This window comes from Kutzneria sp. 744, assembly GCF_000568255.1.
Classification (GTDB): domain Bacteria; phylum Actinomycetota; class Actinomycetes; order Mycobacteriales; family Pseudonocardiaceae; genus Kutzneria.
Map to the genome: position 1 here is coordinate 8,433,852 of NZ_KK037166.1, position 24,698 is coordinate 8,458,549.

Genomic DNA, 24,698 nt, shown 5'->3' on the forward strand with positions numbered 1-24,698 from the left:
CCCGGCGCTCTTTCGTGCTGCACATCCTCGACGAGCTGATCCACCACGGCGCCGAGGCCGCCCTGCTTCGTGACCTCTACGGCCACAAGGCCTGATCGTGGGCCGCCCCACCCTGGAGGACGTCGCCCGGCTGGCCGGGGTTTCCCGGTCCACCGTCTCCCGCGTCATCAACCGTCAGCCCGGGGTCGCGCCGTCGCATCGGCGGCTGGTGCAGGAGGCCGTCGTCGAGCTCGGCTACCGCCCGCATCTGGCCGCCCGGGCCTTGGCCTCCGGCCGCGCCGACACCCTCGACCTGATCATCCTCGACGACGATCCCGACGCCCTGAGCGCCAACCCGCACTACGCCCGAGTGCTCGCCGGCACGGTGAAAGCGTTGGCCGGAAACGACATCCGCCTCCAGATCCACGTGCTGCCGACGATCGTGGGCTCCTGGGCCGGCACCGGCTTCGGCGCGGTCCTGATCAACGTCCCGCCCGAGTCGGCCCAGCGGCTTCGCCGCGGCTACGGGTGGGTCGTGTCGATGGGCCGCTCCGCGCCGCGGGTGTCGTCCATCGAGCCGGACAACGCCGAGGGCGGCCGGCTGGCGGTCGACCACCTCTACCGCGCCGGGCGGCGGCGCATCGCGGTGATCGACGGCCCCGAAAGCAATCCTTGTGCCGTGCAGCGCCGCGAAGGCGGACTTCGTGTCATCCGGGAGGCGGGGCTGGAGCCGGTCCTGGTCCGGGGTGACTTCACCTTCGCCACCGCCGAGCGCCGGACCCGTGAGCTGATGGCCGGGCATCCCGACATCGACGGCATCTTCGCCTGCTGCGACATGACCGCCGCGGGCGCGCGGCAGGCCCTGTCCGCCACCGGTCGGCGCGTCCCCGACGACGTCGCGATCGTCGGGTTCGACGACGGGATCGTCGCTTCGTCGTCCGGGCTGACCTCCGTGCGCCAGACCGTCGAGGACAATGCCGGCCTGGCCGCGCGGATGGTGCTAGCCCGCGAGGGCCGCCGGGTCACGGTCCCGGTCAGCCTGACGGTTCGGGAGAGCAGCGGACACCACCGCGACGCCTAGGCCGCCCAGCGCCATCGCCGCGCCCACCCAGCTCGTCACCTGGTAGCCGTCGGCGGTCGCCGCGAGGCCCGCGAGGTAGGCGCCCGAGGCGTTGCCGAGGTTGAACGCCGCCACCGCCGCCGAGGACGCCAGCGTGGTGCCGCCGCCCGTGACGAACACGCGGCTGGTGAACGCCGGCACCGTCGCGAAGGCCACCACGCCGAGGGCGAACAGCGTCACCGCCGACGGCCAGGCCGCGAACACCAGCAACAGCACCGTCAACGCCGTCAGCAGCACGATGATCGTGGTCATCAGCCGCCAGTCCGCCGCCCGCGCGCCGAGCCAGTTGCCCAGCACCAACCCCACCCCGAACACGACCAGCAGCCAGGACAGGTCGCCCGGAGCGTAACCGGCCAGGTCGGTCATGATCGGCGCGATGAACGTGTAGGGCGCGTACACCGCCCCGAATCCCAGCGCCGTCATGCCCAACGCCAGCCACAGCTGCGGCCGCCTGAACACCCCCGTGTCCTCACTCGACGGCCGCGACGGCAGCGGCGGCACCAGCGCCGCGATCCCCGCCATGCCCACGACTCCGAGCGCCGCCACCGCCGCGAACGTCACGCGCCATCCCCAGTGCTGGCCGATGAACGTGCCCATCGGCACACCGACCACTGTGGACAGTGTCAGCCCGGTGAACATGCCCGCGATGGCCCGGGCCCGCTTCGCTTCCCCCACCATGTCCGCCGCGGCCAGCGATCCCACGCCCAGGAACGCCCCGTGGCACAGCGCCGCCAGCACCCGACCCGCCAGCATCACGCCGAACCCCTGCGCCAGCGCGGAGGTCACGTTGCCGGCCACGAACAACACCAGCAGCGCCAGCAGCGCCGTCTTCTTCGGCCACTTCCGCACCGCCAGCGTCACCACCGGCGCCCCGACCACCACGCCCAGCGCGTAGCCCGACACCAGCAGCCCCGCCCCGGGAATGCTCACCCCCAGGTCCCCGGCCAGCTCCGGCAACAGCCCCGCGATCACGAACTCCGTGGTGCCAATGGCAAACGCGCTCACTGCCAGCGCCGCCAGCGCCGGTCCCGTCCTCGTCACGATCACGCACTGCACACCCGAGAGCGCTCCCAGCTCAAGGGCCGTAGGGAATGGGTGCCGGTGACACCCCCGCGAGTCACGCTCTCCGGCACACCGAAATACGGTTTCAAGCACACCGCCGGCGTGTTGACGAAGGCTTGTCCCGGCAGCTCAGGCTTGTCCCCGTTGGTCGGCGACTTCCCCCATCCCGTAACAAATGAAGCTCACCGGGTGCGCCGCCGACGGTGTGCGGGGCCGACCGAGGGAACGGGTGGGCAAGAGCCTCCAACCCCACACCTGGCAACGGGCGGGCCGAAGCCGCCGGCCGGAGTGGACGGTCTTGACCATGGTCGAAACCGGCGGGCTCGCGCGGCGGACTTGCCCCGCCGAGGCCGCCGGGCTTGTCGACCCGGACCGGTCGACTACAGGTTCCGCTCCGCGTAGATCTTCATGGCGTCGCGGACCAGTTCGGCGGTGCCGGGGGCGTGGCGGTCGTAGTTCTGGGTGAAGCGGGGGTCGGCCACGTACATCTCACCCAGGCCGATGAAGTACGGCTTGGTGACGGTGGCGGCGGTGGCGATCCACTCGTGCAGGCGTCGGGTGACGGCCTGCACGACGTCGCTGTCGGCGGCCAGGCCGGCCTGGCGGGCGCGGCCGAAGTCGGCGGCGATGTCGAGCTGCCGCTGCTGGTGGGCCGTCTTCTCCTCCTCGGACAGGGAGGTCCACCACTGGTCTCCCTTGTCGTAGGCCTCCTTGCCCCAGCGCTCGATCACCTCCTCCTTGTACTGGGTGTGGTCGAACCCGTCGAACACCTCTTCGGCCATCAGCTGCTGGCCCCCTTCCGTCTTCTCCAACGTGGTCCGCACCGAAGCGATCTGGCGGGTGATCCGCTGCCGCTCCTGCTCCAGCAGGTCGAGATGGGTGCGCAGCGCGGCGGCGGTGTCCCGCTGGCCGGCCAGCACCTCGCTGATGGCGGGCAGCCCCAACCCCAGCTCCCGCAGGAGCAGGATCCGCTGCAACCGGACCAGGGCGTCCTGGTCGTAGTAGCGGTAGCCGTTGCTGCCGACGCGACTGGGCTGTAGCAACCCGATCTCGCCGTAGTGGCGCAGGGTCCGGCTGGTGGTGCCGGCCGAGCGGGCGATGTCCTGGATCGACCACTCCACCGCTGCCCTCCTGATCTCGTTCGGTGTGATAACCACGGTAGAAGTTGACGTGACGGCAATGTCAACCGTTCTGGGTCCAAGCACGCGGTAGCAGCCCCAAAGCCTGTGCGCGGAGAACGCTGGTGAGCCGGTCGCCGGTGCCGAGCTTCCGGTAGGCGTTCTCCAGGTGTTTCTGGACGGTCCCGGTCGCGATGCCCAGCCGCCGGGCGATGGCCTCGGCGGTGAGCGACTCGGCGGCCAACGCGAGCACGGTGAGCTCACGAGGCGTCAGCAGGACCTGCACGGCCGGCTCCAGTCGGCCGGCCATGCGTGAGAACAGTGCGGCGCCGCAGGCGCGGAACAGGGCATCGGCCAGCTCGCCCTCGGCCCGGGCGGCCTTGGCCCGGCCGGCGGCGGCCAAGGCGCCGGCCGCGACGAGCCGGGCGCGGCCGGAGTCGACACGGTCACCCATGCGAGCGAATCTCTCGGCCGCGGCGATGGCGTGCTCGGCGGCCTCGGCCGGCGACGCGGAACGCAGCGCGTGGGCAAAAAGCCAACTGGGCGAAAGCCAGCGGGTGCTGCCGGCCGACGGACTCGGCGACCGCATGCGCACGGTCGGCGCAGGCCAGGGCGTCCTCGGGACGTCGGCACTCGGCCTCGGCGGCGGCCAACAGCTCCAGGTAACTCACACGGGTGACAGGTTCGAAGCCGGACAGCTCGTCGTCGCCGCCGGCCCGCCGGAGCAGCTCAACGGCCCCGACCGCGTCGCCGGCGTACATCCGGGCCTGGGCCAGCATCCCGTGCGCCACCCCGGAGAACCAGTCGCGCACCGGCCCGGCCAGCCGCACGGCCTCCTCGCCGAGCCGCACGCCCTCGTCGATGTCACCCAACCAGGTGACAATCCAGGACTGCTGGGCCAAGGCCATGGTGCGGAGCTCGTCGCTGCGGGTCAGCACCGCGGCCTCGGCGGCGTCCTCGAAGCACGCGGCGGCCTCGTGCAGCTGGCCGAGCAGACCGTACGTGGTGCCCTGGCCGATGCGCAGATACGTCACGAGGTGGTTCTGGCCGGTGGTCCGCGCGAGGTCCAGGCCGCGGGCCAGGTGCCGCAGGGCGCCGTCGAGCCGCTCGTAGACGAGCTCGTTCCAGCCGAGGAAGACCACGGCCTCCAGGTGGCGGGCGAGATCGTTGTCCAGCAACGAGTCCACCATCGAGGTCGACTCGTCCAGCAGGGCGAGCACCTCGTCGTCCACGAGGCCCTTGATGTACGCGTGCTGCACGCAGCCGCCGATGGTCGCGGCCAGCAGCGGGGCGTCGCCGACCCGGCGCGCGGTGGCCAGCGCCTCCCGCGCCCAGTCCCGGACGTCGGTGAAGTTGCCGGCGACCAGGCCGCCGGACGCCAACTCCAGTTTCAGCACCGCGGCGGCCGCGCTGTCCGGATCGGACAGTCCATTCAGCTCACCGAGTACCAACGCTTGCGCCTCCGCGTGTCGGCCGAGCAGCCGCTCGATCTGCGCGCAGAAGCCGACGACCTGGGCCCGCGGCACGGCGGGCTCGGCCGGCATGAGCGCCAACACCTCGTGCAGCACCTCGCGGCTGCGCTTGAACTCGCCGGTGACGCCGAGGGCCTTGGCCAGCATTCCCAGCAGCGCCAGCCGCATCTGCTCCTCGGACGGATCGGCCGGCAGCAGCCGCAGCGCCGCGCGCAGCCAGTGCGCCGCCGTAGTCGGAGCAGTGTTCATATATGCGACGGCTGCATCTACAAGCACGTCGATGGCGGCTTTGTCGCCGTGGACAGCGGACTGCTCCACGTGGTGGGCCTGCACGGTGACCGGGGCCTTGCTCGCGGCCAGCGCGGCGGCCGTTCGGGCGTGGGCGGCGAACCGCCAACCGCTGCCGATTCCTTGGTATACCACGCTTCGCAGCAGGGGGTGCCGGTAGCGCACGCCGCCCGAGGTCCCCAGTGGACGAAGAAGATCGCGCTCGGTCAATCGATCCAGTGCCGCAAGCGTTTCCGTCAAGGGAAGATCGGCGGCCGCGGCGACGAGGACGGGCTCGGCGACGTCGGCCACGACCGCGACGGCCCGCGCCACCTGAAGGTCGATGTGGCTGAGCGTGGCCAGTTCCGCGGCCAGGGCGGCCGGACCTTCCGCGTCCGGGTGACGGGCAAGCGCTTCCAGATACAGCGGGTTGCCGGCCGCGGCGTCGTAGCGCGTGTGGTCGAGATCGTCGCCGACGAGCTGCCGCGCCTCGTCGAAGGTGAGCGCCCCCAGCTCGATCTCCTCGACACCGTCGGAAAGTGCGGCCGACAGCCGCGGCGGCGCCTGCCGCGGGCGGTACGCCGCGACGATCACCACGCGGGCCCGCGGCGGATGCCGGACCAGGTGGTCGAGCAGCTCCAGGGAGGCGTCGTCGGCCCAGTGCACGTCGTCGAGCAGCAGCACCAGGCCGGCCGGGGCGGCCAGTTCGACCAGCCGAGTGCGAATTGCACGGTGCAGTTGGTAGCGCTCGACATCGATCGCCCCGTGGATGTCCACGGTGGACAAAGTGTCGCCCGAAAGTACGCCGAAAGGGACGTGGCGCTCGAACTCGCCGGCCCGTCCGGACACGACCGCCACGCCGGCGTCGCGGGCCGCGGCGGCGAACTCCGCGAGCAGCCGGGTCTTGCCCATGCCGGGCTCGCCGGTGACCCCGACGAATCGCGCGACGCCAAGGCCGGGGGCGAACAGCTTGCCCCGCAACAGATCCAGTTCGTGCCGACGACCCACGAACGGCGTCCCGATGACCACACCACAGACGCTATCGCCGACCGTCCACTCTGGTACCGCTGGAAAGAGTGATCATGAAACGGCCATAAAGTCCAATGTGGCTGGCCGCCGCCCTGGCCGAATGTGAGTGTTCTCCCGGTGCCGGTTCTGTCAGGCGGTGTCCGTTGCTGTGCGTGCAACTGACGTGCGGTCGGCGGTAAAACGTCACTCGTACCGGTTGACCTGCCGGCACCAGTGCGGCGTGGCGAACGGGCCAACCCGTTGGGCTGAGTGACCATCGAGGACATGAAGCTCACCGGACTGCTGTCGCGGACACAGGAAGTGCTGCCAGGCGTCACCGGTGTCGCCAGGGTGGACCGACGCACCGACGACCTGCTGCGCAGGATCGGGCCCGGCGACATCGCCGTGCTCGACGCGCTCGACCTCGACCGCCGCACCGCGGAGGCGCTCATCGCCGCCGAGGTGGTCGGCGTGGTCAACACCTCGCCCTCGATCTCCGGGCGGTTCCCCAACCTCGGCCCCGAAGCGCTGCTGCACGCCGGCATCCCGCTCGTCGACGACGTCGGCTCCGGCGTGCTGAGCTCGATCAAGGACGGCACCAAGCTGCGCCTGCACGAGGGCGTCGTCTTCCACAACGAGCGCGAGCTGGCCCGCGGCGTCGAGCAGACCCCGGAATCGGTTGCCGACCAGCTGATCGAGGCCAAGGCCGGCATGTCGGCGCAGCTGGAGGCGTTCTCCGCCAACACGATCGAGTTCCTGCGCCGGGAACGCGGCCTGGTGCTGGACGGCCACGGCGTGCCCGAGCTGTACGTGCCGATGCGCGCCAAGCAGGTGCTGGTGGTCGCCCCCGGTTTCGGCCACGTCGAGGACCTGCGGCGGTTGCGCCGCTACATCAAGGAGTTCCGGCCGGTGCTGATCGGCGTCGACGCCGGCGCGGACACCCTGCTGGACGCCCACCTCACGCCGGACGTCATCGTCGGCGACCCGGACGGCATCAGCACCGAGGCGCTGCGCGCGGCCACCGAGGTGGTGCTGCCGGCGCAGCCCGACGGGCACGCGCAGGGCCTGGAGCGGATCCAGGACCTGGGCATCGGCGCGGTGACCTTCCCCGCGTCCTGCAACGCCGAGGACCTGGCGCTGCTGCTGGCCGAGGCGCACGGCGCCAGCCTGGTGGTCACCGTCGGCTTCCAGGCGACCTTGCGGGAGTTCCTGGACCGCGGCACCGGCGGCTCCATCCCGTCCACCTTCCTCACCCGGCTGAAGCTGGGCAGCAAACTGGTCGACTCGCACGCGGTCGCCGAGCTGCACCGCTCCCGGGTGTCCGCGGGCACCGTGCTGCTGCTGGTGCTCGCCGTGGCCGCGGTGGTCGCGGTCGCGCTGCTCGTGTCCGACGTCGGCAGCGTCTATCCGGCGCTGCTGACCGGCGCGTGGCAGAACTTCGTCAGCTGGCTTGGGGGCCTCTTCCAGTGATCTCGTTGCGCAATCACGTCATCTCCATCGCCGCGGTGTTCCTCGCGCTCGCCGTCGGCGTCGTGCTCGGCTCCACGTCGCTGAGCAACCGGGTGCTCGGCGGCCTCGCCGGCGACCGGGCCAATCTCAGCAAGCAGGTGTCCGACCTCCAGGCCACGCAGACCGACCTGAGCGGCCGGCTCACCGACGCCGACCGGTACGCGCTGGCCACCGGTCCGCTGGCCGTGCGGGGCGCGTTGGACGGCAAGTCGGTCGTGCTGGTCACGACCGCGGACGCCAAGACCACGGACCGCGACGGCGTCGCCGCCCTACTGCGGGCGGCCGGCGCGACCGTCACGGGCGAGCTCCAGCTCACCGACGCGTTCACCGACCCGACCAAGTCCGACCAGCTGCGCTCGCTCGTGACCCGGCTGCTGCCGGCGGGCGTGCAGCTGCCGACGGCGGCCGACCCGGGCACGCTGGCCGGCGGCCTGATCGGGCCGCTGCTGCTGCTCGACAAGAGCGGCAAGCCGCAGGCGTCCCCCCGACGAGACGGCGGGCGGCCCTGACCGTCCTGTCCAGCGGCGGCTACGTGCGCCAGGGGCAGGGCCTGCACGCGGCGCAGCTGGCGCTGGTGCTGACGCGGGGCCGTGTCGGGCAACGCCGCCGCGGACCGGGCGGCCGTCATCGCCCGCTTCGCCATACAGGTGCAGCGGTCCGGCGCCGGCACCGTGCTGGCCGGGCGCACCGGGTCGGCGGACAACTTCGGGCCGCTGGCCGTCGTGCGGGCCGACGGGGCCACGACCTCGGTGCTGTCCACCGTGGACGACGTCGACAACGCGGCGGGACAGGTGGTGACGGTGCTCGCGCTGCGTGACGCCGCCGCCGGCAAGGCCGGCAGCTACGGGACGGCCGGCAACGCGCAGGCTCCGGCGCCGACAGCGCAGACTGGATGAGTCACGGACCGGGTGAGCTGCTACTGTGAAATCCCGTGGACAGGCCGGTCGGCCCAGCCGATCGCCTACATAAGGACCAGTCACCACGGGAGCCCTCTTGTCACAGGCACGCATGACCAAGCACGTCTTCGTGACGGGAGGCGTGGCCTCCTCGCTGGGCAAGGGGCTCACCGCCTCCAGCCTCGGCCAGCTGCTCACCGCGCGTGGCCTGCGGGTCACCATGCAGAAGCTGGACCCCTATCTCAACGTCGACCCCGGCACGATGAACCCGTTCCAGCACGGCGAGGTGTTCGTCACCGAGGACGGCGCCGAGACCGACCTGGACATCGGCCACTACGAGCGCTTCCTGGACCGTGACCTGTCCGGGTCGGCCAACGTCACCACCGGCCAGGTGTACTCGGCGGTCATCGCCAAGGAGCGCCGCGGCGAGTACCTCGGCGACACCGTGCAGGTCATCCCGCACATCACCGACGAGATCAAGTCGCGGATCCGGGCCATGGCCGAGCCCGACGAGTCCGGCAGCGCGCCGGACGTGGTGATCACCGAGGTCGGCGGCACCGTCGGCGACATCGAGTCGCTGCCCTTCCTGGAGGCGGCCCGGCAGGTCCGGCACGACGTCGGCCGGGACAACTGCTTCTTCCTGCACGTGTCGCTGGTGCCCTACCTGGCGCCGTCGGGCGAGCTGAAGACCAAGCCCACCCAGCACTCGGTGGCCGCGCTGCGCAACATCGGCATCCAGCCCGACGCCATCGTGTGCCGGGCCGACCGCGAGATCCCCGACGGCCTCAAGCGCAAGATCGCGCTCATGTGCGACGTCGACGTGGACGCCGTGGTGGCCGCGCCGGACGCGCCGTCGATCTACGACATCCCCAAGGTGCTGCACGCCGAGGGCCTCGACGCCTACGTGGTGCGCCGGCTGGACCTGCCGTTCCGTGACGTGTCGTGGACGGTGTGGGGCGACCTGCTGGAGCGGGTGCACAACCCGAGCGAGACCGCCCGGATCGCGTTGGTGGGCAAGTACGTCGACCTGCCCGACGCGTACCTGTCGGTGACCGAGGCGCTGCGGGCCGGCGGCTTCGCCCACCGGGCCAAGGTCGAGATCCGCTGGGTCCCGTCCGACGAGTGCGAGACCGAGGCCGGCGCGGCCCACGCGCTGTCCGGTGTGGACGGTGTGCTGGTGCCGGGCGGCTTCGGCGTGCGGGGCATCGAGGGCAAGATCGGCGCCATCCGCTACGCCCGCACCCGCGGCATCCCGACCCTGGGCCTGTGCCTCGGGTTGCAGTGCATGGTGATCGACGCCGCACGGGGCCTGGCCGGCATCGCCGACGCCAACTCCGACGAGTTCGGCGAGCCCACCAAGAACCCGGTCATCTCCACCATGGCCGACCAGACCGACGTCGTCGCCGGCGAGCGGGACATGGGCGGCACCATGCGGCTGGGCGCGTACCCGGCCAAGCTGCTGGCCGGTTCGCAGGCGGCCAAGGCGTACGGGGCGACCGAGGTGTCCGAGCGGCACCGGCACCGCTACGAGGTGAACAACGCCTACCGGGATCGGTTGAGCAAGGCCGGCCTGGTGTTCTCCGGCACCTCGCCGGACGGGCGGCTGGTGGAGTTCGTGGAGCTGCCGGCCAAGGCGCACCCGTTCTTCGTCGGCACCCAGGCCCACCCCGAGCTGAAGTCCCGGCCCACCCGGCCGCATCCGCTGTTCGCCGCGTTCATCCGCGCGGCGCTGGACTACGTCGCCGCCGAGCGGCTGCCCGTCGAGCTGGCCGAGGTGAACGCGTGAGTTCTTCCGAGCAGACCCACGTCTTCGAAGTCGCCTCCTCCAAGGACATCTACCAGGGTCGGGTCATCGCGCTGCGGGCCGACTCCGTGGTGATGCCCGGAGGGGGTGTCGCGACGCGTGAGGTTGTCGAGCACCTCGGCGCGGTGGCTGTGCTGGCGTTGGACGACGACGGCCAGGTGACGCTGATCCACCAGTACCGGCACCCGTTGGGGCGTCGGATCTGGGAGCTGCCGGCCGGTCTGCTGGACGTCGTCGGCGAGGAGCCGGTCATCGCCGCTCAGCGTGAGTTGGCCGAGGAGACCGGCCTGGCCGCCGGTTCCTGGGTGACGCTGGTGGACGTCGCCGCTTCGCCGGGCTTCACCGACGAGGTCGTGCGGGTGTTCCTGGCGCGGGATCTTTCCTCGGTGGGGCGCGAAATCCCCGACGGCGACGAGGAAACCGACCTGGTGTCGAAGAAGTTCCCGCTCTCCGAGGCCGTCCGCATGGCCCTGGCCGGCGAGATCGTCAACGGCGCCTCGGTCTCCGGCGTCCTGGCTGCCCACGCGGTCCTGTCCGGCGCCGCCGAGCCCCGCCCCGCCGAAACCCCGTGGATCGACCGCCCCACAAGGTTCGCAGCCCGCTAAATCCCCCTGGCTTATGCGGACACTTCGAATGTTCGCATCATGGCGTCCTTCCCCGCATTGGGGTTCACCGGTACGGGGTCCACTGCGTTGTTGTGTCGCCGGTGCGGATGGAGTGGAGGCGGCGGCGGAGTTCCCTGCGGGTCTGGATGTCGCGGGCGATGGGCATGCCGACGGCGGCCAGCTTCAGCTCACGGAGTTCGCGCAGCACGGGGAATCCCGGCCAGCGGGTGACGTCGAAGCCGTAGGCGTCGGCCAGTTGCCGCTGCTGGTCGGTGCTGCTGCGCTGATTGATCCCGGGCCGGAAGCGGAGGTGCCGCACGGCCACTGGCACCAGATCCCACTCGCGGGGGCCGACGCAGGTGGTGTCGAGGTCGCACCAGATGGCGCCGCCGGGCGTCGCGATGAGGTTGCCGATCTGGGCGTCGCCGTGGATGACGCTCTCGGGCAGCTCGTAGCGCACGGTCGACAGCGCCTCCTCGACGGCGTCGCACCGGCGGGCCAACAGATCCAGGTCGGCGACGGGCCAGCCGCGCATGCGGGCGTCGTGGATGCGGGTCCGCAGATCGGTGATGGGATCCCAGTGCGGCAGCCCGGCCCCGGCGGCCGGCACGCGGTGCAGCCGGCGCAACAGCCGCGCCAGCTCGGAAATGGTTGGCGTGCGACCGGTATCGACCGCCCGCAGCCAAAAAGTCACCACGTGCTCCTCGATGTGCACAACCTGGGTCACGCCCTGGGCCGGCTGCACGGCCGGCACCCGATGTCGGTCCAGCAACCGTGCGGCCTCGACGGCGGCCAGGGCGCGGCGGCGCAGGCCGGGCGTGAGCGTGATCCGCACGATGATGGGATGGCGTTCCAGGCGGTACACGGCATTGTTGACGCACCGCACCACCCGCGCCCCGGTGTCGTCGAGACCGACCGTGGCGCAGGCGCGAGCCAGCACCGTCCTGATGGTGGTGTGGTCGCCGGTTACCATCGTGTCCCCTTCCGCCGAACAGGGGTTACCCAGCGCGCGGGGACTCGACGCGTTTCGACGATACCCACGCTCACACGGACTTCGTAGTGGCCGCTGTTACCGTGGCATCGACCGAGGTCGAAATGCCCTCCCGGCCTGGTACACCACGTGGTATGGCTGCACAGGGGGCCCGAAGGCCGGGGACGGTGGCGTGTGGAGGACGGCCGGGCGCGAGAGGTCACCGCGTCCATCGACAAGGCGGCGCAGGACGAGGGGGTTCCCGTCGCCGTTCGGCACGTGTGCATTGCCTGCGCCGAGCGGATGCGCGCGGTCGGCGTCGTGCAGTACGTGGTGTCGGACCTGGGGCAGGGCGAACCGGTGTACGCCACCGATCTCGCCGCCGAGCAGATCGCGGAACTCCAGGTGACGCTGGGCGAAGGGCCCGCGGTGGACGCCCTGGCCGAGGAACGTCCGATGTTGGCCGTCGACCTGACCGAACCGTCGCGCTGGCCGACCTTCGCGCAGGCGGCCGTGGAGGCCGGTGTGCGAGCGGTGTTCGCTTTTCCGCTGCAGATGGGCTCGATCGCCGTGGGCGTGCTGGAGGTCTACCGCGCCATGTCGGGGGATCTGACCACCGTCGAGTACCGGGACGCGCTGCTGTACTCGGACGCCGCCATGGCCTTACTCCTGGAGCACATCGACGACGAGCCGAGCGCGCGGGAGGTGGGCCTGTTCGCCGGCGGTTTCGGCAATCGCTGGGACGTGGTGCACCAGGCGACCGGCGTCATCTCCGTGCAGCTGCGCAGCGGGCTGAGCGAGGCGTTCCTTCGCTTGCGAGGCCACGCCTTTTTCACCGGGCGCGGCCTCGCCGACGTGGCCGAGGACGTGATCGAAGGGCGGCTGCGCTTCGACCGGGACGACGCCTAGCTCCTCAGACGCGGTCCAGGTGCAGGACGGGGATGCGGCGGTTGGCCGTCTTCTCGTACTCGCCGAAGCCCGGCATCTGGGCGACGGCGTTGGCGTAGAGCCGGTCCCGCTCGCCGTCGTCGGCAACGGGCACCGCGCGGGCCTGGTACTTGTCGGTGCCGACCTCCACGGTCAGCTCGGGGTGGGCGACCAGGTTGTGGTACCACGCCGGGTGCTTGGTCGAGCCGCCGGCCGACGCGATCACGTAGATCCGCTCGCCGTCCTGGAAGTACACCACCGGCGTCGTGCGCTCCGCGCCGCTCTTGGCGCCGACGACGGTCATCAGGACGACGTTCGCGCCCTCGAACGGCCCGCCGACCTTGCCGGAGTTGGCCCGGAACTCCTCGATGACCTGGGTGTTGAAGTCACTCATACCCACGGCAACCACCGGGGTCGGCGGATCCATCCCGGCCGGGCGGAATTCATGCGATCGGATCTGCGCCGTTCGGCGGGGGCGTCAGCGGGGCCGGGCGGTGTACCTTGCGTCACGTTCCTGATGCGGTGGGTCACCGGGGGTGGGCGCATGGGCGTGTTCGCGAGCCGCGAGTACCGCGCGCTGCTGTCCGCGTACACGGTCTCCACGGCCGGCGACCAGTTCGCGCGGGTGGCGCTGTCGGTGCTGATCTTCGAGCGCACGCGGTCGCCGGCGCTGACGGCGTTGACCTACGCGCTGACGTTCCTGCCCGACCTGGTCGGCGGGCCGCTGCTGGCGGGCATCGCCGACCGGCATCCCCGGCGGACCGTGATGATCACCGCCGACGTGCTGCGGGCGGTGTTGGTGGCCGTGATGGCGCTGCCGGGCACGTCGTTCGTCGTGATCGCGGTGCTGCTGGTCGTGGTGCAGCTGGCCGGGGCTCCGGCGAACGCGGCCCGGGGCGCGCTGCTGCCGCAGATCCTGGGCGACGACGAGTACCCGGCCGGTCAGGCCGGTCTGTCCTCGGCCGGCCAGGCCGCGCAGGTCGCGGGCTTCGCCGGCGGCGGGGCGCTGATCGTCGCCATCGGTACGAGTGGCGTCTTGGTTGCGGATGCCGCCACCTTTGCCGCCTCCGCGGCGTTTGTGCTGCTGGGGATTCGCCGCCGCGAGGCGTCGGCCAAGACCGGTGAGCTCGTGAAGCGGGGCTGGGGGAGCGACCTGGTCGAGGGCGCCCGGCTGGTGGCGACGACGCCCCGGCTGCGCGCGCTGATCGCGTTCGCCTGCATCTCCGGCATCTACATCGCGGGGGAGGCGCTCGCCGCCCCGTACGCGACGGAGCTGGGCGGCGGCCCGACCCTGGTCGGCCTGTTGTTCGCGGGCTTCGCCGCGGGTGCGGTCGCCGGCATGCTCGTGCTGACGCGACTGGCCGTGCCGACTCAGCTGCGGCTGTTGCCGCTGCTCACGGCGGGTTCGTGCGTGCCGCTGGTGGTGTGTGTGTTCGATCCGTCGGCGCCGATCGTGGTGCTGATGTTCGTGCTCAGCGGCTTCGCCAGCGGCTACCAGGTCACCGCGAGCACCACCTTCATGCGCAGCGTGCCGGACGACCGGCGTGGGCAGGCGTTCGGGCTGGCCGTGACGGCGTTGAAGGTGTCCCAGGGAGTCGGCGTCGGGCTGGCCGGCGTCATCGCCGAGGCGCTCACCCCGCACGGCACGGTCGCGCTGGCCGGCGTGGTCGGGGTGGTGGCGGCCGTCGGCGTCGGCCTGCTGTGGCGTGCGGCTGGGGGCGCGTCGGCCGTGCCGTCGACACGGCCGACGCCCGCCCCCGGTTAAGCCGTCAGCGCCATTCGCTGGGACGGCCGACGCCGCGCCACTCGGAGGGGCGGCCGGTGCGGGGGGATTCGCTGCGCTTGATCATGATCTGCCTCCGTGTGGGGGTGGAACGTGATTTTCGTTTCCCCCGAGCGGAGCACGACACTGTGTCGATCCCTGATTACAGTGACTGTTTTCCGGGACGGGGGTGCCGCGTCGTGAATCGGGTCGACCCACGCCGCTGGCGTCTATGGTCCCTCCCACGTGGACTACTCGCGTACGTCCTCATGGTGGAGCTGGCGACCGTACTCATGCTGGTCACGACGGGCGCACTGACCCCGATTACGTCCTCGTCCTGGCTTTGGTTCGGCCTGCTGCTGGGCGCGTCGGTGATTCACCTCGAGGCCGCCCAGGGAATCGAACGTATTCGCGAAGTCTCCGCCGAGGGCAGCCCGTACACGCATATGCAGAGCGTCTGGTATTTCGCCGGCGTCCTGTTGTTGCCGCTGCCGCTGCTGGCGTTGTTGATCGTGTTGTCGTTCACCCACGAGTGGTTCCGGGTGTTCCGCGGCCAGGCGATCGCGTACCGGAAGGTCTTCTCCGCCGCCACCGTCGTGCTCGCCGTGGGCGCCGGGCAGCTGGCCTTCGCCGCCTTCTTCCCCGGTGGCGGAGCGCCGTACGCCGCCCAGCTCGACGGCCCGCTCGGCGCGGTCGCCGTCATCGTCGCGGGGCTGGCGTACCGGATGGTCAACTACGCGCTCGTGGTCGGCGCCATCGTCGCCTCCAACCCCGAGCAGCCCGCCCGCAAGGCCCTCGGGCACGCCTCCGACCAGCTGATCATCGCCGCCAGCGTCGGCCTCGGCTACGCGGTCGGCGTGTTCACCGTCGACCGGCCGTGGTCCATGCCGATCCTGCTGGTCACCGTGCTCGCGTTGCACATGGGCCTGCTGCTGCCGCAGTTCCGGATCGCCGCGCACACCGACTCCAAGACCGGGCTCGTCGACGCCGCCTGGTGGTCCGACCGCGCCGCCGACCAGCTCGACCGGGCGCGCCGGCTGGCCCGGACCGTCGGCGTGCTGATGATCGACCTCGACCACTTCAAGGAGGTCAACGACTGCTACGGCCACCTCGCCGGCGACCAGGTCCTGACCGCCGTCGCCGAGGCCGTGCGCCACTCCGTCCGGTCCCTCGACCTCGTCGGCCGCTGGGGCGGCGAGGAGTTCGCCGTCCTCGTGCCCGCCGTCGGCGTCGACGAGCTCCAGGCGCCGCCGAGCGCGTGCGGCCGCCGTCCAGGCCCTCTCCGTCGACATCCACGACCTCGAGGGCCGGGACGCCACCGTCACCGCCCTCACCGTCTCCATCGGCGCCGGCCTCTACCCCGCCGCCGGCGCCGAGCTCAGCGACCTCCTCCTCGCCGTCGACGGCGCCCTGTTCCAGGCCAAGCGCCAGGGCCGCAACCGCACCGTCATGGCCAGCCGCGTCATCGCCGCCACCCCCCGCGAGCGCACCGCCTAGAAGCCGAGCCGGGTTGGTGGGCTCAACCCTGGACGTGGTAATCCGAACTGTCATAGAACCGCTGTATGACGCAAATGATCAGCTTTCGGCCTGACGAGCGCACAGCGCATGAGCTCAGTGCTCTCGTCGCTGGACGCAAGGTGTCCGAGGTGCTGCGAGAGCTGATCCACCAGGCGTACATCGAGCATCTCTACGTCCAGGCCGCGGCGGACGCCGAACGGCTGCGCAACGACCCGGCCGAGCGCGCGGAGATGCAGGCGGTCGCCGAGGACATGGATGACCAGCGTGCGTGCAAGGACCGATCAACCTCTCCACCCTGATCGTCGCTCCGACCTCGACCAGCGCCGGCCCTGCCATCTTTCGGCCGGAGATCGAGATGGACGGAACACGAACCCGCGTGCTCGTGGATCAGCTGGGCGCGGTCGACCGCGAGCTGAGGCTGGGTGACATGGCGGGTCGGCTGGATCCCGAGGAGATGGACGACGTGGACCGCGCCGTGCGGCGAATGCTCGGCCTGCTCTGAGCGTTTCTGCTGGAAACCGTGTTTCGGTGTGACGGAGAGCGGGACTCGCGGGGGTCAGAAGCTGACGACCTTGTTGCGGCCGGTGTTCTTGGCGCTGTAGAGGGCCGTGTCGGCGGCGTGGAGGAGGCGGTCGACGACGGTGCCGGCGGTGGGGTACATGGCGACGCCGATGGACACCGAGAGGTCCGCGATGGTGCGGCCGTCGTCGGCGAAGTCGACGGGGACGGCGAGCTGGCTGACGGCGTGGCGGATGCGCTCGGCCACGGCGACGACGTGCTCCTCGCCGACGCCGGGCAGCAGGACCACGAACTCCTCGCCGCCGAAGCGGCCGACGGAGTCGTACGAGCGGACCTGGGCGGTGATGGTGTCGGCGACGGCCTTCAGGGCCAGGTCGCCGGCCAGGTGCCCGTAGGTGTCGTTGACCTGCTTGAAGTGGTCCAGGTCGACCATCAGCACACCGGTGGTCTCGTTCGTCCGGCCGGCCCGGGCCAGCTCGCTGGTGGCCAGGTTGTGCCAGCCCAGGGTGTTGAACAGGCCGGTCTTCTCGTCCTTGGTGGCGGCGACCTCCAGTTGCTTGACCAGCACGCCGCGATGCAGCACGAGTAGCGGCGGCACGACCATGACCACCAGCAACGGCTGCGTGGCCATGGCCAGGGCGGTCAGGGTGCCCAGGCAGAGGGTGGCCAGCTCGACCAGGTTGTCGGCCCAACCGCCGAACAACTCCCGGACCGAGTGGTGGGTCATGTTCAGGGCGCCGAGGATCAGCAGCGCGTTGGCCACGAAGTACGCCGCCACGGTGCCGGCGATCGCCCCCACGCCCAGCCAGCCGTCGACCAGAGCGCCCTCGATGCCGTGCATGCCGAACAGCTCCAGCACCAGCCGCGCCGCGTAGCAGGTCAGCACCACCACGGAGCCGTTGATCACGCTGCGGAAGGCCGGCACCCGCTGCAGCCGGTACCAGCTGCGCAGCGCGAGGTGGGCGTACAGCAGGGCGACCAGGGCCGCCACCAGCACCGGCGGCAGCAGGAGCACGCCGGCGAACGTCCACACCGAGGTCATGTTGATGTGCGGGGTGCCGTTCACCCGTCGACGGACCCGCTCCACCTGCCGGCCCAGCTCCGCCTGCGCGATGCCCAGCACCGCCAGCGCCAGCATCACCAGCACGTCTTTCCCGCTCGGATGAACCCACCCGGCGGCCAGCGCCGTACTCCCGACCGCGACGGCCTCGGTCACCAGGCAGAACACGATCAGCCGTGGCCGCTGCCGCCACAGGGTCCAGCGACGGGGAGTGACCAGGAGGTCACGGACGTGCACCGAGGCACCAGCTACCGGCCCCGTGTCGTCCATAATCGTGCTCCGGCACTCCCTGCGGTGACTGACCCTGACCCGGTCAGCCAATCACACCGACCGAGCCAGGTCAGCCACCGTGACCTGGATGGATCAGCGAGGGGAGGTGCGGCCGCCATGAGCAACCGCGACAGCTGAACCTCGCAGGCGCGCGTCAAGCGCCGTTGTAGAGACGGTGGCCGTCGACCAGTTCGATCTCATCCGTGTTGTCGGCGGCCACCAGCAGTTCGTTAGCGAAGCCGGCGCCACTGAAACACAGCAGCCGGCAGTTCGCCGCACCGGAAACACCTCGGTCCGCGAGCAGCCGGCGAATGTGCCGAAGCCGCTCCACATGGCTGGACGTCATAGTCTCGCCCCACTTGGCCTCGCCGATCGCGAGCACCGTCTGCCGGTCGGCGTCGTCCCGTCCGAAGACGACGACATCCAACTCGTGGCTGCGCTTCAGCGTCGGATCGGCCACAGATCCCGAGGCGACTGAGGTGCGGTGCCCACCAACCGAGTCCGGATCGGCGTACCAGCGCACCCAGTCTCGGCAGACACTCTCGAAATGTGGTCCGACGATCTTGCTGCGGAACGTCTGTTCGGACCGCTGCCAGACCCGCGCGGCGTTGCCGGGCCGCTCGAGGTCTGTCCACTCGGGACGCATGATCGCGTGATAGAAGGCCACGATCGGCTCGGCGATCCGGTATGCGGACCGCTTGCCGTGAAATGCGTCCGGGGAACGATGGATCATGCCGGTGTCGTCGAGCACAGTGAGTGCGTGCCCCAGGTCCGTCGACTTCCGGGCGAGATAGCTGGCGATGCCGCTGCGGGTGTGGTTGCCGGTGGCGATCGCGGAGAGAACGCCGTGGTAAAGGGCGGTGTCCCGGAGGTCTGGTTCCTCGGCGAGCAGGAATCGCGCTTCGCGGAACAGCGGCCGGGACGGATTGAGGACATTGCGGACGACCCAGTCGTTGAAGTCGGCCGCACCGTTCGGTACGTCACCCAGCGTGAATTCACGGTGGTACGCAGGTGTGCCCCCGACCACTGAGTTGACCAGTAGGGCCAGTCTCGGGTCCTCGGTGAGCCCCCAGAATTCCGCGGCCAGTCGGTAGTCCAGCGTCGGCACGACCAACTCGAGGCTGGCGCGGCCGCGGAGCGGGGCGGTCCCGGACAACAGGTTTCCCATGAAGGACAACGCAGATCCGCACAGCAGCAGCCGTACTGGTGTGGTCACGTCACGGGCTTGTGGGCCGAGTGCCCGCTGCAACAGCGACGGCAGCTCCGGAGACGCGCGCACGAGGAACGGGAACTCGTCGATGACAACCGGCAGCGGTCCACCCATCGCCACCGTCATCAAGACGTCGACGGCCTCGTCCCAGGTCTGGAAGTGGTGTGGCGCGGGTTCGCCGCGAAAACGCGCCAACGCCTGGCCGAACTGGCGCAGCGACTCCGCCTCGGTTGCCTCGCTGGCGGCGAAGAAGAAACCGCCGGTGGCCCTGCACACCGCGTCGAGCAGGAAGGTCTTGCCCTGTCGACGGCGGCCCGACACCACGCCGAGAGTGGCCTCCCGGCCCTCGTACGACACGAACCGGGACAGCTCCGACCACTCGAAGTTCCGGTCGAACATCTCCGCTGGACGATCCATGCAGCTCCAATGATAACCGTACCTATTATAGGTGTGTTCATCATAGCGCGTGCTCTTGATCGCGGGGCTAGGCTACGGCGTGAGCCGGCCCGGAATGAGGTGAACTCCCGCTGAGCGCGCCGCATGTCACCGACCTGCCCGTGGCCCTCCGAGAAGCGACCGCGGGCTATCTGGACCACCTGGCGGTGGAGCGGGGGACGGCCCGCAACACGCTGGACTCCTACGCCCGCGACCTGCGTCGGTACGGCGAACACCTGGCGACGAAGGGTGTGGCGTCGCTGGCGGAGGTGACGGAGCCGCACGTGACGGAGTTCCTCGCGGCGCTGCGGGAGGGCGACGCGGACCATCCGCCGCTGGCGGCGTCGTCGGCGGCGAGGGCGGTGGTGGCGGTGCGCGGCCTGCACAAGTTCGCGTTCCGTGAGGGCATCGCGCCGCAGGATCCGGCCCGTGAGGTGCACCCGCCGGTGCCGCCGAGGCGGCTGCCGAAGGCGCTGCCGGTGCACGAGGTGCTGCGACTGCTGGACACGGCCACGGGGGACGACCCGCGCTCGCTACGGGATCGCGCGCTGCTGGAGCTGCTGTACTCCACGGGGGCGCGCATCTCCGAGGCAGTGGGCCTGGATCTGGACGACGTCGACCGCGGCGAGCGCACGGCGCTGCTGGACGGCAAGGGCGGCAAGCAACGGCTGGTGCCGATCGGGCGGCCGGCGCTGGCCGCCGTGGACGCCTATCTCATCCGCGCGCGGCCGGATCTGGCCCGACACGGTCGAGGGACCCCGGCGGTGTTCCTGAACTCACGCGGTGGCCGCCTGTCGCGGCAGAGCGCGTGGCAGGCGTTGAAGAACGCGGCCGATCGGGCAAGCATCGACGTCGAGGTTTCGCCGCACACGCTGCGCCACTCGTTCGCCACCCACCTGCTGGAAGGCGGCGCCGATGTGCGGGTGGTGCAGGAGCTGCTGGGCCACGCCTCGGTGACCACGACCCAGGTGTACACGCTGGTCACCGTGACCACCCTGCGTGAGGTCTACGCCACCGCCCACCCCCGCGCTGTGTTCTGACAAGCCTGATTTAGGCCGTTCGTAGCAATCGGCGCAGCTCAACCGCGTGCGACACGCTACGGCGAGGCGCGTTGCCGCACTCCCCGCAGCGCCTTACGCTGCGGCTCAGGGAGAGTCAGGCCACGAGGAGACTGGAGCCATGTCGACACCGCAGCCTTCCGGGAACTCCGGGGAGCGGCTCGTTCGTGGACCCTCCGTCGAACTCAGCCTGGCGCCGCACGCCCGCCCCGAGAACGACGAGCCCGACGTCGCCCGGGACGGCCAGATCGGCCCCACCGGACGCCCGGTGCGCCACGTCCCCGAGCCCACGCTGATCGCCACCCACGGCCCGGCCACGATCCTGGCCGTGTGCAACCAGAAGGGCGGCGTCGGCAAGACCACCTCCACCATCAACCTGGGCGCGGCGCTGACCGAGTACGGCCGCCGGGTGCTGCTGGTGGACTTCGACCCGCAGGGCGCCCTGTCGGTGGGGCTGGGCATCCAGCCGCACCAGCTGGACCGCACCATCTACAACGTGCTGATGGAGCGCGCGGTCGGCATCGAGGACGTCGTCATGCGCACGTGCGTCCCGGACATGGACCTGCTCCCCAGCAACATCGACCTGTCCGCTGCCGAGGTGCAGCTGGTGTCGGAGGTCGGCCGCGAGCACACCCTGGTGCGCACGCTGCGACCCGTGATGGACCACTACGACTACGTGCTCGTGGACTGCCAGCCCTCGCTGGGGCTGCTCACCGTCAACGCCCTTGCCGCGGCGGACGGCGTCTTAATCCCACTGGAGTGCGAGTTCTTCAGCCTGCGCGGCGTCGCGCTGCTGATCGACACCATCGAGAAGGTCAAGGAACGGTTGAACCCCAAGCTCTCCATCACGGGCATCCTCGCCACCATGTACGACCCGCGCACGCTGCACTCGCGGGAAGTGATGGCGCGCGTCGTCGAGGCGTTCGGCGAGACCGTGTTCGACACCGTGATCAACAGGACGGTGCGCTTCCCGGAGACCACGGTCGCCGGCGAGCCGATCACCACGTGGGCCCCCCGCTCGTCCGGCGCCAAGGCCTACCGCGCGCTGGCCCGCGAGGTGATCGCCAGGTGACTCGCCGCGTCCAGCTCCCGGGTGCGGCCGAGTTGTTCCGGTCCACCAGCGCGCCCAGGGAAACAGCCGTCAGTGACGAACCCGTATCCTCGGCGGGAACCGGTCGCCGCAAGCACGAGGCGAAGATCACGGTCTACCTGACCGACGAGGAGCTCCTGGCGTTGGAACACGCTCGGCTGGCGCTGCGCGCCGCGCACGGCATCGCCGTGGACCGCGGCCGGGTGGTGCGCGCGGCGATCGCCGCGGTGCTGGCCGACTTCACCCGCCACGGCGCCGACTCACAGCTGGTCAAGGGCATCACCAGGGATGACTGATGTGGACCCCGGGACCCCTGCCGAAACTCCCGTGGGCGGCAAGTTCACCGTCAAGCTGACCAACTTCGAGGGCCCGTTCGACCTGCTGCTGCAACTGATCTCGCAGCACCAGATGGACGTCACCGAGGTGGCGCTGAGCCGCGTCACCGACGACTTCATCGCCCACCTCAAGACCATGGGCGAGCAGTGGGACCTGGACGAGACCACCGAGTTCCTGGTGATCGCCGCGACCCTGCTCGACCTGAAGGCGGCCCGCCTGCTGCCGGCCGGCGACGTCGAGGACGAGGACGACCTGGCGTTGCTGGAGGCGCGGGACCTCCTGTTCGCGCGGTTGCTGCAGTACCGGGCGTACAAGCAGGTCGCGGCGCTGTTCGGCGAGCTGGAGGCGGGGGCGCTGCGGCGGTACCCGCGGTCGGTGTCGCTGGAGGACCGCTACACGGCGCTGCTGCCCGAGGTCATGATCGGCATGAGCCCCATGCGGTTCGCCGAGCTGGCCGCCGCGGTGTTCCGGCCCAAGCCGCCGCCCACTGTGTCGTTGAGCCACCTGCACATGGGGGCGGTCTCGGTTCGTGCGCACGCCGCCGTGCTGCGGGTGCGGCTGGCCGAGGCGGGTGTGGCCACGTTCGGCGAGCTGGTGGCCGACTGCGAGAGCACGATCGAGGTGGTGGCGCGGTTCCTCGCGCTGCTGGAGCTGTACCGCGAGACCGTCATCCTGTTCGAGCAGGATGACGCGCTGGGGGAGCTGACGCTGCGGTGGGCCGGCGGCAGCCTCGAGGAGGCACGGGCGGCGGCCGAGGTGGATCGGGCGTTCGCCGACGAGGAGGAGTACGGGTGACCGAACCCGAGGACGAACAGAGCGGCCCGGATCAGGGCGGCCCGGAGCAGAGTGGCGAGGAGCAGTTCGAGGGAGCGGCCGGTGGTGGTGCGGCCAAGCCCGCGCCGGCGGAGGTCGAGCAGCCCGAGGACGCCGAGCCGGAGACCGAGGAGCCCGAAGCAGGCGAGCCGGAGGGCGCGCAGGCCGAGCCGGAGGCGGTGCCCGAGGCCGAGGTGCCCGCCGAGCCTGAGCCGCCGCGTTCCGACCCTGAGCCTGAGGCTGAAGAGCCCGAAGCAGGCTCCGTGGACGTCGCCGCCGTGATGGGGGCCGTGCTGGACGAGGCGGCCGCCGCGCAGCAGGCCGAGGCCGGCGACGAGGACGAGGCGCTGCCCTCCGACCGTCCCGACCTCACCGACGACGCCGTGCTGCACGCCGCCCTGGAGTCGCTGCTGCTGGTCGTGGACTCGCCGGCCGAGGACGAGCTGCTGGCGAGCACGCTCGAACAGCCGGTGAAGCGGATCCGGGAGGCGATGCAAACGCTGTCGGCCCGGTACACCGAGTCGGGCAGCGGCATCGACCTGCGCCGGGTCGGGGACGGCTGGCGCATGCACACCCGCGATGCCTACGCCCCGTACGTGGAGAAACTGCTGCTCGACGGCCAACGGGCCAAGCTCACCCGGGCCGCGTTGGAGACGCTGGCGGTCATCGCCTACCGTCAGCCGGTCACCCGATCGAGGGTCGCCGCGGTGCGCGGCGTGAACGTCGACGGCGTGATCAGGACCCTGGTGACACGGGGCCTGATCGAGGAGACGGGCAACGACCCGGACACGGGTGGCATCCTGTACCGGACCACCGAACTTTTCCTGGAGCGGTTGGGGCTGTCCTCATTGCAGGATCTGCCGCCGATCGCTCCGCTGCTGCCCGAAGTGGATGCGATCGACGATGTCGGCTAACAACTCTGATGACGGTGTGCGCCTGCAGAAGGTGCTCTCCCAGGCGGGCGTGGCCTCACGGCGCGCGGCCGAGGAGCTGATCGCCGAGGGCCGCGTCAGCGTCGACGGCAAGGTCGTGCGGGAGATGGGGCGCCGGGTCGACCCGGACACGGCCGTCATCCACGTCGACGGCAGCCGGGTCATCGTGCGCGAGGACGTCCTGCACTTCGCCCTGAACAAGCCCAAGGGCGTGCACTCGACGATGTCCGACGAGATGGGGCGGCCCTGCGTCGGCGACTACGTGCGCGAGCGGGCCGAGTCCGGCGGCGCCCGGCTGTTCCACGTCGGGCGGCTCGACGTGGACACCGAGGGCCTGCTGCTGCTGACCAACGACGGCGAGCTGGCGCACCGGCTCATGCACCCCTCGTACGAGGTGCTGAAGACCTACCTGGCCGAGGTGCCCGGGCCGGTGGCCAAGGACGTCGGCAAGCGCCTCAAGGCCGGCATCGTGCTGGATGACGGGCCGATCAAGGTGGACGCCTTCCGCCTGGTCGACTCCATGCCCGGCAAGGCCATGGTCGAGGTCGTGCTGCACGAGGGCCGCAAGCACATCGTGCGCCGCCTGCTCGACGAGGTCGGCTATCCCGTCAACCGCCTGGTGCGCACCGACATCGCCGGCGTCCAGCTGGGCAACCAGCGGCCCGGCTCGCTGCGGCGGCTCACGCGGGCCGAGGTCGGCACGCTCTACTCGGCCGTGGGTATGTAACCACTGTCGCTTCAGTGACAAGTGAAAAAGAGGCCTCTCCCGCTCGGGGGAGGCCTCTTCGCTGTGCTCGACTTCGTGCTGGTGAAGCCCCCTGTTTTCGAGGTCCGAGTGGTAGAATCGAACGCGTGAGCGAACCTTCGAACCCGGCTCCCAAGCCGTGGCCGGTGCCGCGGTAACTTCCTTCCCCTAGCTGATGACTTTCACTGCGTCGGGGTGCGTTGTGTCGTGAAA

At 70.8% G+C, this 24,698-nt stretch carries 23 protein-coding genes and 1 pseudogene; 16 read left to right on the plus strand and 8 right to left on the minus strand.

What is annotated here, in order from left to right; translation table 11 throughout:
- Positions 1–97: 97 nt before the first annotated feature.
- Positions 98–1,060 carry a LacI family DNA-binding transcriptional regulator gene (locus KUTG_RS38945; RefSeq protein ID WP_052395900.1) on the plus strand — a complete coding sequence of 321 codons (963 nt, stop codon included), beginning with the start codon at positions 98–100 and terminating at the stop codon, positions 1,058–1,060.
- Here the strand turns inward: KUTG_RS38945 and KUTG_RS38950 are convergent.
- From KUTG_RS38950 to KUTG_RS38965, 4 genes are all read right to left on the minus strand, one after another.
- A complete protein-coding gene (locus tag KUTG_RS38950; RefSeq protein ID WP_043732134.1) occupies positions 980–2,140 on the minus strand; it encodes an MFS transporter in 1,161 nt (386 codons plus the stop codon). The two genes, KUTG_RS38945 and KUTG_RS38950, sit on opposite strands and share 81 nt — an antisense overlap.
- Before the next feature lie 401 nt (positions 2,141–2,541).
- Complete coding sequence (locus KUTG_RS38955) at positions 2,542–3,282, minus strand: MerR family transcriptional regulator (RefSeq protein WP_043724134.1); 741 nt, start codon at positions 3,280–3,282, stop codon at positions 2,542–2,544.
- 61 nt (positions 3,283–3,343) lie between these two features.
- Entirely contained in the window at positions 3,344–3,733 is a 390-nt protein-coding gene (locus tag KUTG_RS38960; protein WP_052395901.1) for a response regulator transcription factor, read from the minus strand.
- Positions 3,726–6,047, minus strand: coding sequence for an AAA family ATPase (locus KUTG_RS38965; protein WP_043724135.1), 2,322 nt, complete (start codon positions 6,045–6,047; stop codon positions 3,726–3,728). The genes KUTG_RS38960 and KUTG_RS38965 overlap by 8 nt, the downstream gene beginning before the upstream one ends.
- 264 nt (positions 6,048–6,311) lie before the next feature.
- Between KUTG_RS38965 and steA the strand changes: the two genes are divergently transcribed.
- From steA to KUTG_RS38985, 4 genes and pseudogenes are all read left to right on the plus strand, one after another.
- Entirely contained in the window at positions 6,312–7,496 is a 1,185-nt protein-coding gene (gene steA / locus KUTG_RS38970) for a putative cytokinetic ring protein SteA (RefSeq protein ID WP_043732137.1), read from the plus strand.
- Positions 7,497–7,501: 5 nt separating this feature from the next.
- Positions 7,502–8,431: pseudogene (locus tag KUTG_RS38975) on the plus strand (copper transporter).
- 112 nt (positions 8,432–8,543) lie between these two features.
- Complete coding sequence (locus KUTG_RS38980) at positions 8,544–10,217, plus strand: CTP synthase (RefSeq protein WP_043724137.1); 1,674 nt, start codon at positions 8,544–8,546, stop codon at positions 10,215–10,217.
- Positions 10,214–10,840, plus strand: a complete 627-nt coding sequence (locus KUTG_RS38985) for an NUDIX domain-containing protein (protein WP_043724139.1) — start codon at positions 10,214–10,216, stop codon at positions 10,838–10,840. The genes KUTG_RS38980 and KUTG_RS38985 overlap by 4 nt, the downstream gene beginning before the upstream one ends.
- 64 nt (positions 10,841–10,904) lie before the next feature.
- On the opposite strand, the gene KUTG_RS38990 is transcribed toward KUTG_RS38985, so the two are convergent.
- Complete coding sequence (locus KUTG_RS38990; RefSeq protein WP_043724140.1) at positions 10,905–11,813, minus strand: phosphotransferase family protein; 909 nt, start codon at positions 11,811–11,813, stop codon at positions 10,905–10,907.
- 192 nt (positions 11,814–12,005) lie between these two features.
- On the opposite strand from KUTG_RS38990, the gene KUTG_RS38995 reads away from it, so the two are divergent.
- On the plus strand, positions 12,006–12,719 hold the full coding sequence (locus KUTG_RS38995; RefSeq protein WP_052395902.1) for a GAF and ANTAR domain-containing protein: 714 nt from the start codon (positions 12,006–12,008) through the stop codon (positions 12,717–12,719).
- A 4-nt stretch (positions 12,720–12,723) separates the two neighbouring features.
- Here KUTG_RS38995 and KUTG_RS39000 read toward each other — a convergent pair whose 3' ends face one another.
- Positions 12,724–13,131, minus strand: a complete 408-nt coding sequence (locus KUTG_RS39000; protein ID WP_043732143.1) for a nitroreductase family deazaflavin-dependent oxidoreductase — start codon at positions 13,129–13,131, stop codon at positions 12,724–12,726.
- A gap of 150 nt (positions 13,132–13,281) precedes the next feature.
- On the opposite strand from KUTG_RS39000, the gene KUTG_RS39005 reads away from it, so the two are divergent.
- The 4 genes from KUTG_RS39005 (at position 13,282) to KUTG_RS39020 (ending at position 16,519) form a co-directional block, all read left to right on the plus strand.
- Positions 13,282–14,502, plus strand: coding sequence for an MFS transporter (locus tag KUTG_RS39005; protein WP_043724142.1), 1,221 nt, complete (start codon positions 13,282–13,284; stop codon positions 14,500–14,502).
- A gap of 266 nt (positions 14,503–14,768) precedes the next feature.
- Positions 14,769–16,037, plus strand: a complete 1,269-nt coding sequence (locus KUTG_RS39010) for a GGDEF domain-containing protein (RefSeq protein ID WP_232241197.1) — start codon at positions 14,769–14,771, stop codon at positions 16,035–16,037.
- Positions 16,038–16,136: 99 nt separating this feature from the next.
- Entirely contained in the window at positions 16,137–16,316 is a 180-nt protein-coding gene (locus tag KUTG_RS39015; protein WP_198047454.1) for a hypothetical protein, read from the plus strand.
- Positions 16,286–16,519 (plus strand): type II toxin-antitoxin system PemK/MazF family toxin, encoded by a 234-nt coding sequence (locus KUTG_RS39020; protein WP_052395905.1) that lies wholly within the window; start codon positions 16,286–16,288, stop codon positions 16,517–16,519. The genes KUTG_RS39015 and KUTG_RS39020 overlap by 31 nt, the downstream gene beginning before the upstream one ends.
- Before the next feature lie 54 nt (positions 16,520–16,573).
- Here the strand turns inward: KUTG_RS39020 and KUTG_RS39025 are convergent, their stop codons facing one another.
- Positions 16,574–17,866, minus strand: a complete 1,293-nt coding sequence (locus tag KUTG_RS39025) for a GGDEF domain-containing protein (RefSeq protein ID WP_043724146.1) — start codon at positions 17,864–17,866, stop codon at positions 16,574–16,576.
- Positions 17,867–18,020: 154 nt separating this feature from the next.
- A complete protein-coding gene (locus KUTG_RS39030; protein WP_043724148.1) occupies positions 18,021–19,493 on the minus strand; it encodes an AAA family ATPase in 1,473 nt (490 codons plus the stop codon).
- A gap of 140 nt (positions 19,494–19,633) precedes the next feature.
- On the opposite strand from KUTG_RS39030, the gene xerD reads away from it, so the two are divergent.
- The 6 genes from xerD to KUTG_RS39060 all read left to right on the plus strand — a co-directional run bounded on the left by xerD (position 19,634) and on the right by KUTG_RS39060 (position 24,467).
- Positions 19,634–20,551: a site-specific tyrosine recombinase XerD gene (gene xerD, locus KUTG_RS39035; RefSeq protein ID WP_232241199.1), complete on the plus strand. Its 918-nt coding sequence runs from the start codon at positions 19,634–19,636 to the stop codon at positions 20,549–20,551.
- A gap of 139 nt (positions 20,552–20,690) precedes the next feature.
- The gene (locus tag KUTG_RS39040) at positions 20,691–21,641 is read left to right on the plus strand and encodes a ParA family protein (RefSeq protein ID WP_043724152.1); all 951 of its coding nucleotides are present in this window, start codon (positions 20,691–20,693) and stop codon (positions 21,639–21,641) included.
- Positions 21,638–21,955, plus strand: coding sequence for a hypothetical protein (locus KUTG_RS39045; protein ID WP_043724153.1), 318 nt, complete (start codon positions 21,638–21,640; stop codon positions 21,953–21,955). The genes KUTG_RS39040 and KUTG_RS39045 overlap by 4 nt, the downstream gene beginning before the upstream one ends.
- Complete coding sequence (locus KUTG_RS39050; RefSeq protein WP_052395906.1) at positions 21,948–22,790, plus strand: segregation and condensation protein A; 843 nt, start codon at positions 21,948–21,950, stop codon at positions 22,788–22,790. Before KUTG_RS39045 ends, KUTG_RS39050 begins: the two co-directional genes overlap by 8 nt.
- Entirely contained in the window at positions 22,787–23,722 is a 936-nt protein-coding gene (gene scpB, locus KUTG_RS39055; RefSeq protein WP_232241200.1) for an SMC-Scp complex subunit ScpB, read from the plus strand. Before KUTG_RS39050 ends, scpB begins: the two co-directional genes overlap by 4 nt.
- Positions 23,712–24,467 (plus strand): pseudouridine synthase, encoded by a 756-nt coding sequence (locus tag KUTG_RS39060; RefSeq protein WP_084580302.1) that lies wholly within the window; start codon positions 23,712–23,714, stop codon positions 24,465–24,467. Before scpB ends, KUTG_RS39060 begins: the two co-directional genes overlap by 11 nt.
- Positions 24,468–24,698: the final 231 nt, after the last annotated feature.

Excerpts from the sequence above, each read along its gene's own strand:
- KUTG_RS38960 (WP_052395901.1), bottom strand. The coding sequence starts at position 3,733 with ATGGGTGACCGTGTCGACTCCGGCCGCGCCCGGCTCGTCGCGGCCGGC.
- steA (WP_043732137.1), top strand. The coding sequence starts at position 6,312 with ATGAAGCTCACCGGACTGCTGTCGCGGACACAGGAAGTGCTGCCAGGC.
- KUTG_RS38980 (WP_043724137.1), top strand. The coding sequence starts at position 8,544 with ATGACCAAGCACGTCTTCGTGACGGGAGGCGTGGCCTCCTCGCTGGGC.
- KUTG_RS38990 (WP_043724140.1), bottom strand. The coding sequence starts at position 11,813 with ATGGTAACCGGCGACCACACCACCATCAGGACGGTGCTGGCTCGCGCC.
- KUTG_RS39000 (WP_043732143.1), bottom strand. The coding sequence starts at position 13,131 with ATGAGTGACTTCAACACCCAGGTCATCGAGGAGTTCCGGGCCAACTCC.
- KUTG_RS39005 (WP_043724142.1), top strand. The coding sequence starts at position 13,282 with ATGGGCGTGTTCGCGAGCCGCGAGTACCGCGCGCTGCTGTCCGCGTAC.
- KUTG_RS39010 (WP_232241197.1), top strand. The coding sequence starts at position 14,769 with ATGGTGGAGCTGGCGACCGTACTCATGCTGGTCACGACGGGCGCACTG.
- KUTG_RS39025 (WP_043724146.1), bottom strand. The coding sequence starts at position 17,866 with ATGGACGACACGGGGCCGGTAGCTGGTGCCTCGGTGCACGTCCGTGAC.
- KUTG_RS39030 (WP_043724148.1), bottom strand. The coding sequence starts at position 19,493 with ATGGATCGTCCAGCGGAGATGTTCGACCGGAACTTCGAGTGGTCGGAG.
- KUTG_RS39040 (WP_043724152.1), top strand. The coding sequence starts at position 20,691 with ATGTCGACACCGCAGCCTTCCGGGAACTCCGGGGAGCGGCTCGTTCGT.
- KUTG_RS39050 (WP_052395906.1), top strand. The coding sequence starts at position 21,948 with ATGACTGATGTGGACCCCGGGACCCCTGCCGAAACTCCCGTGGGCGGC.
- KUTG_RS39060 (WP_084580302.1), top strand. The coding sequence starts at position 23,712 with ATGTCGGCTAACAACTCTGATGACGGTGTGCGCCTGCAGAAGGTGCTC.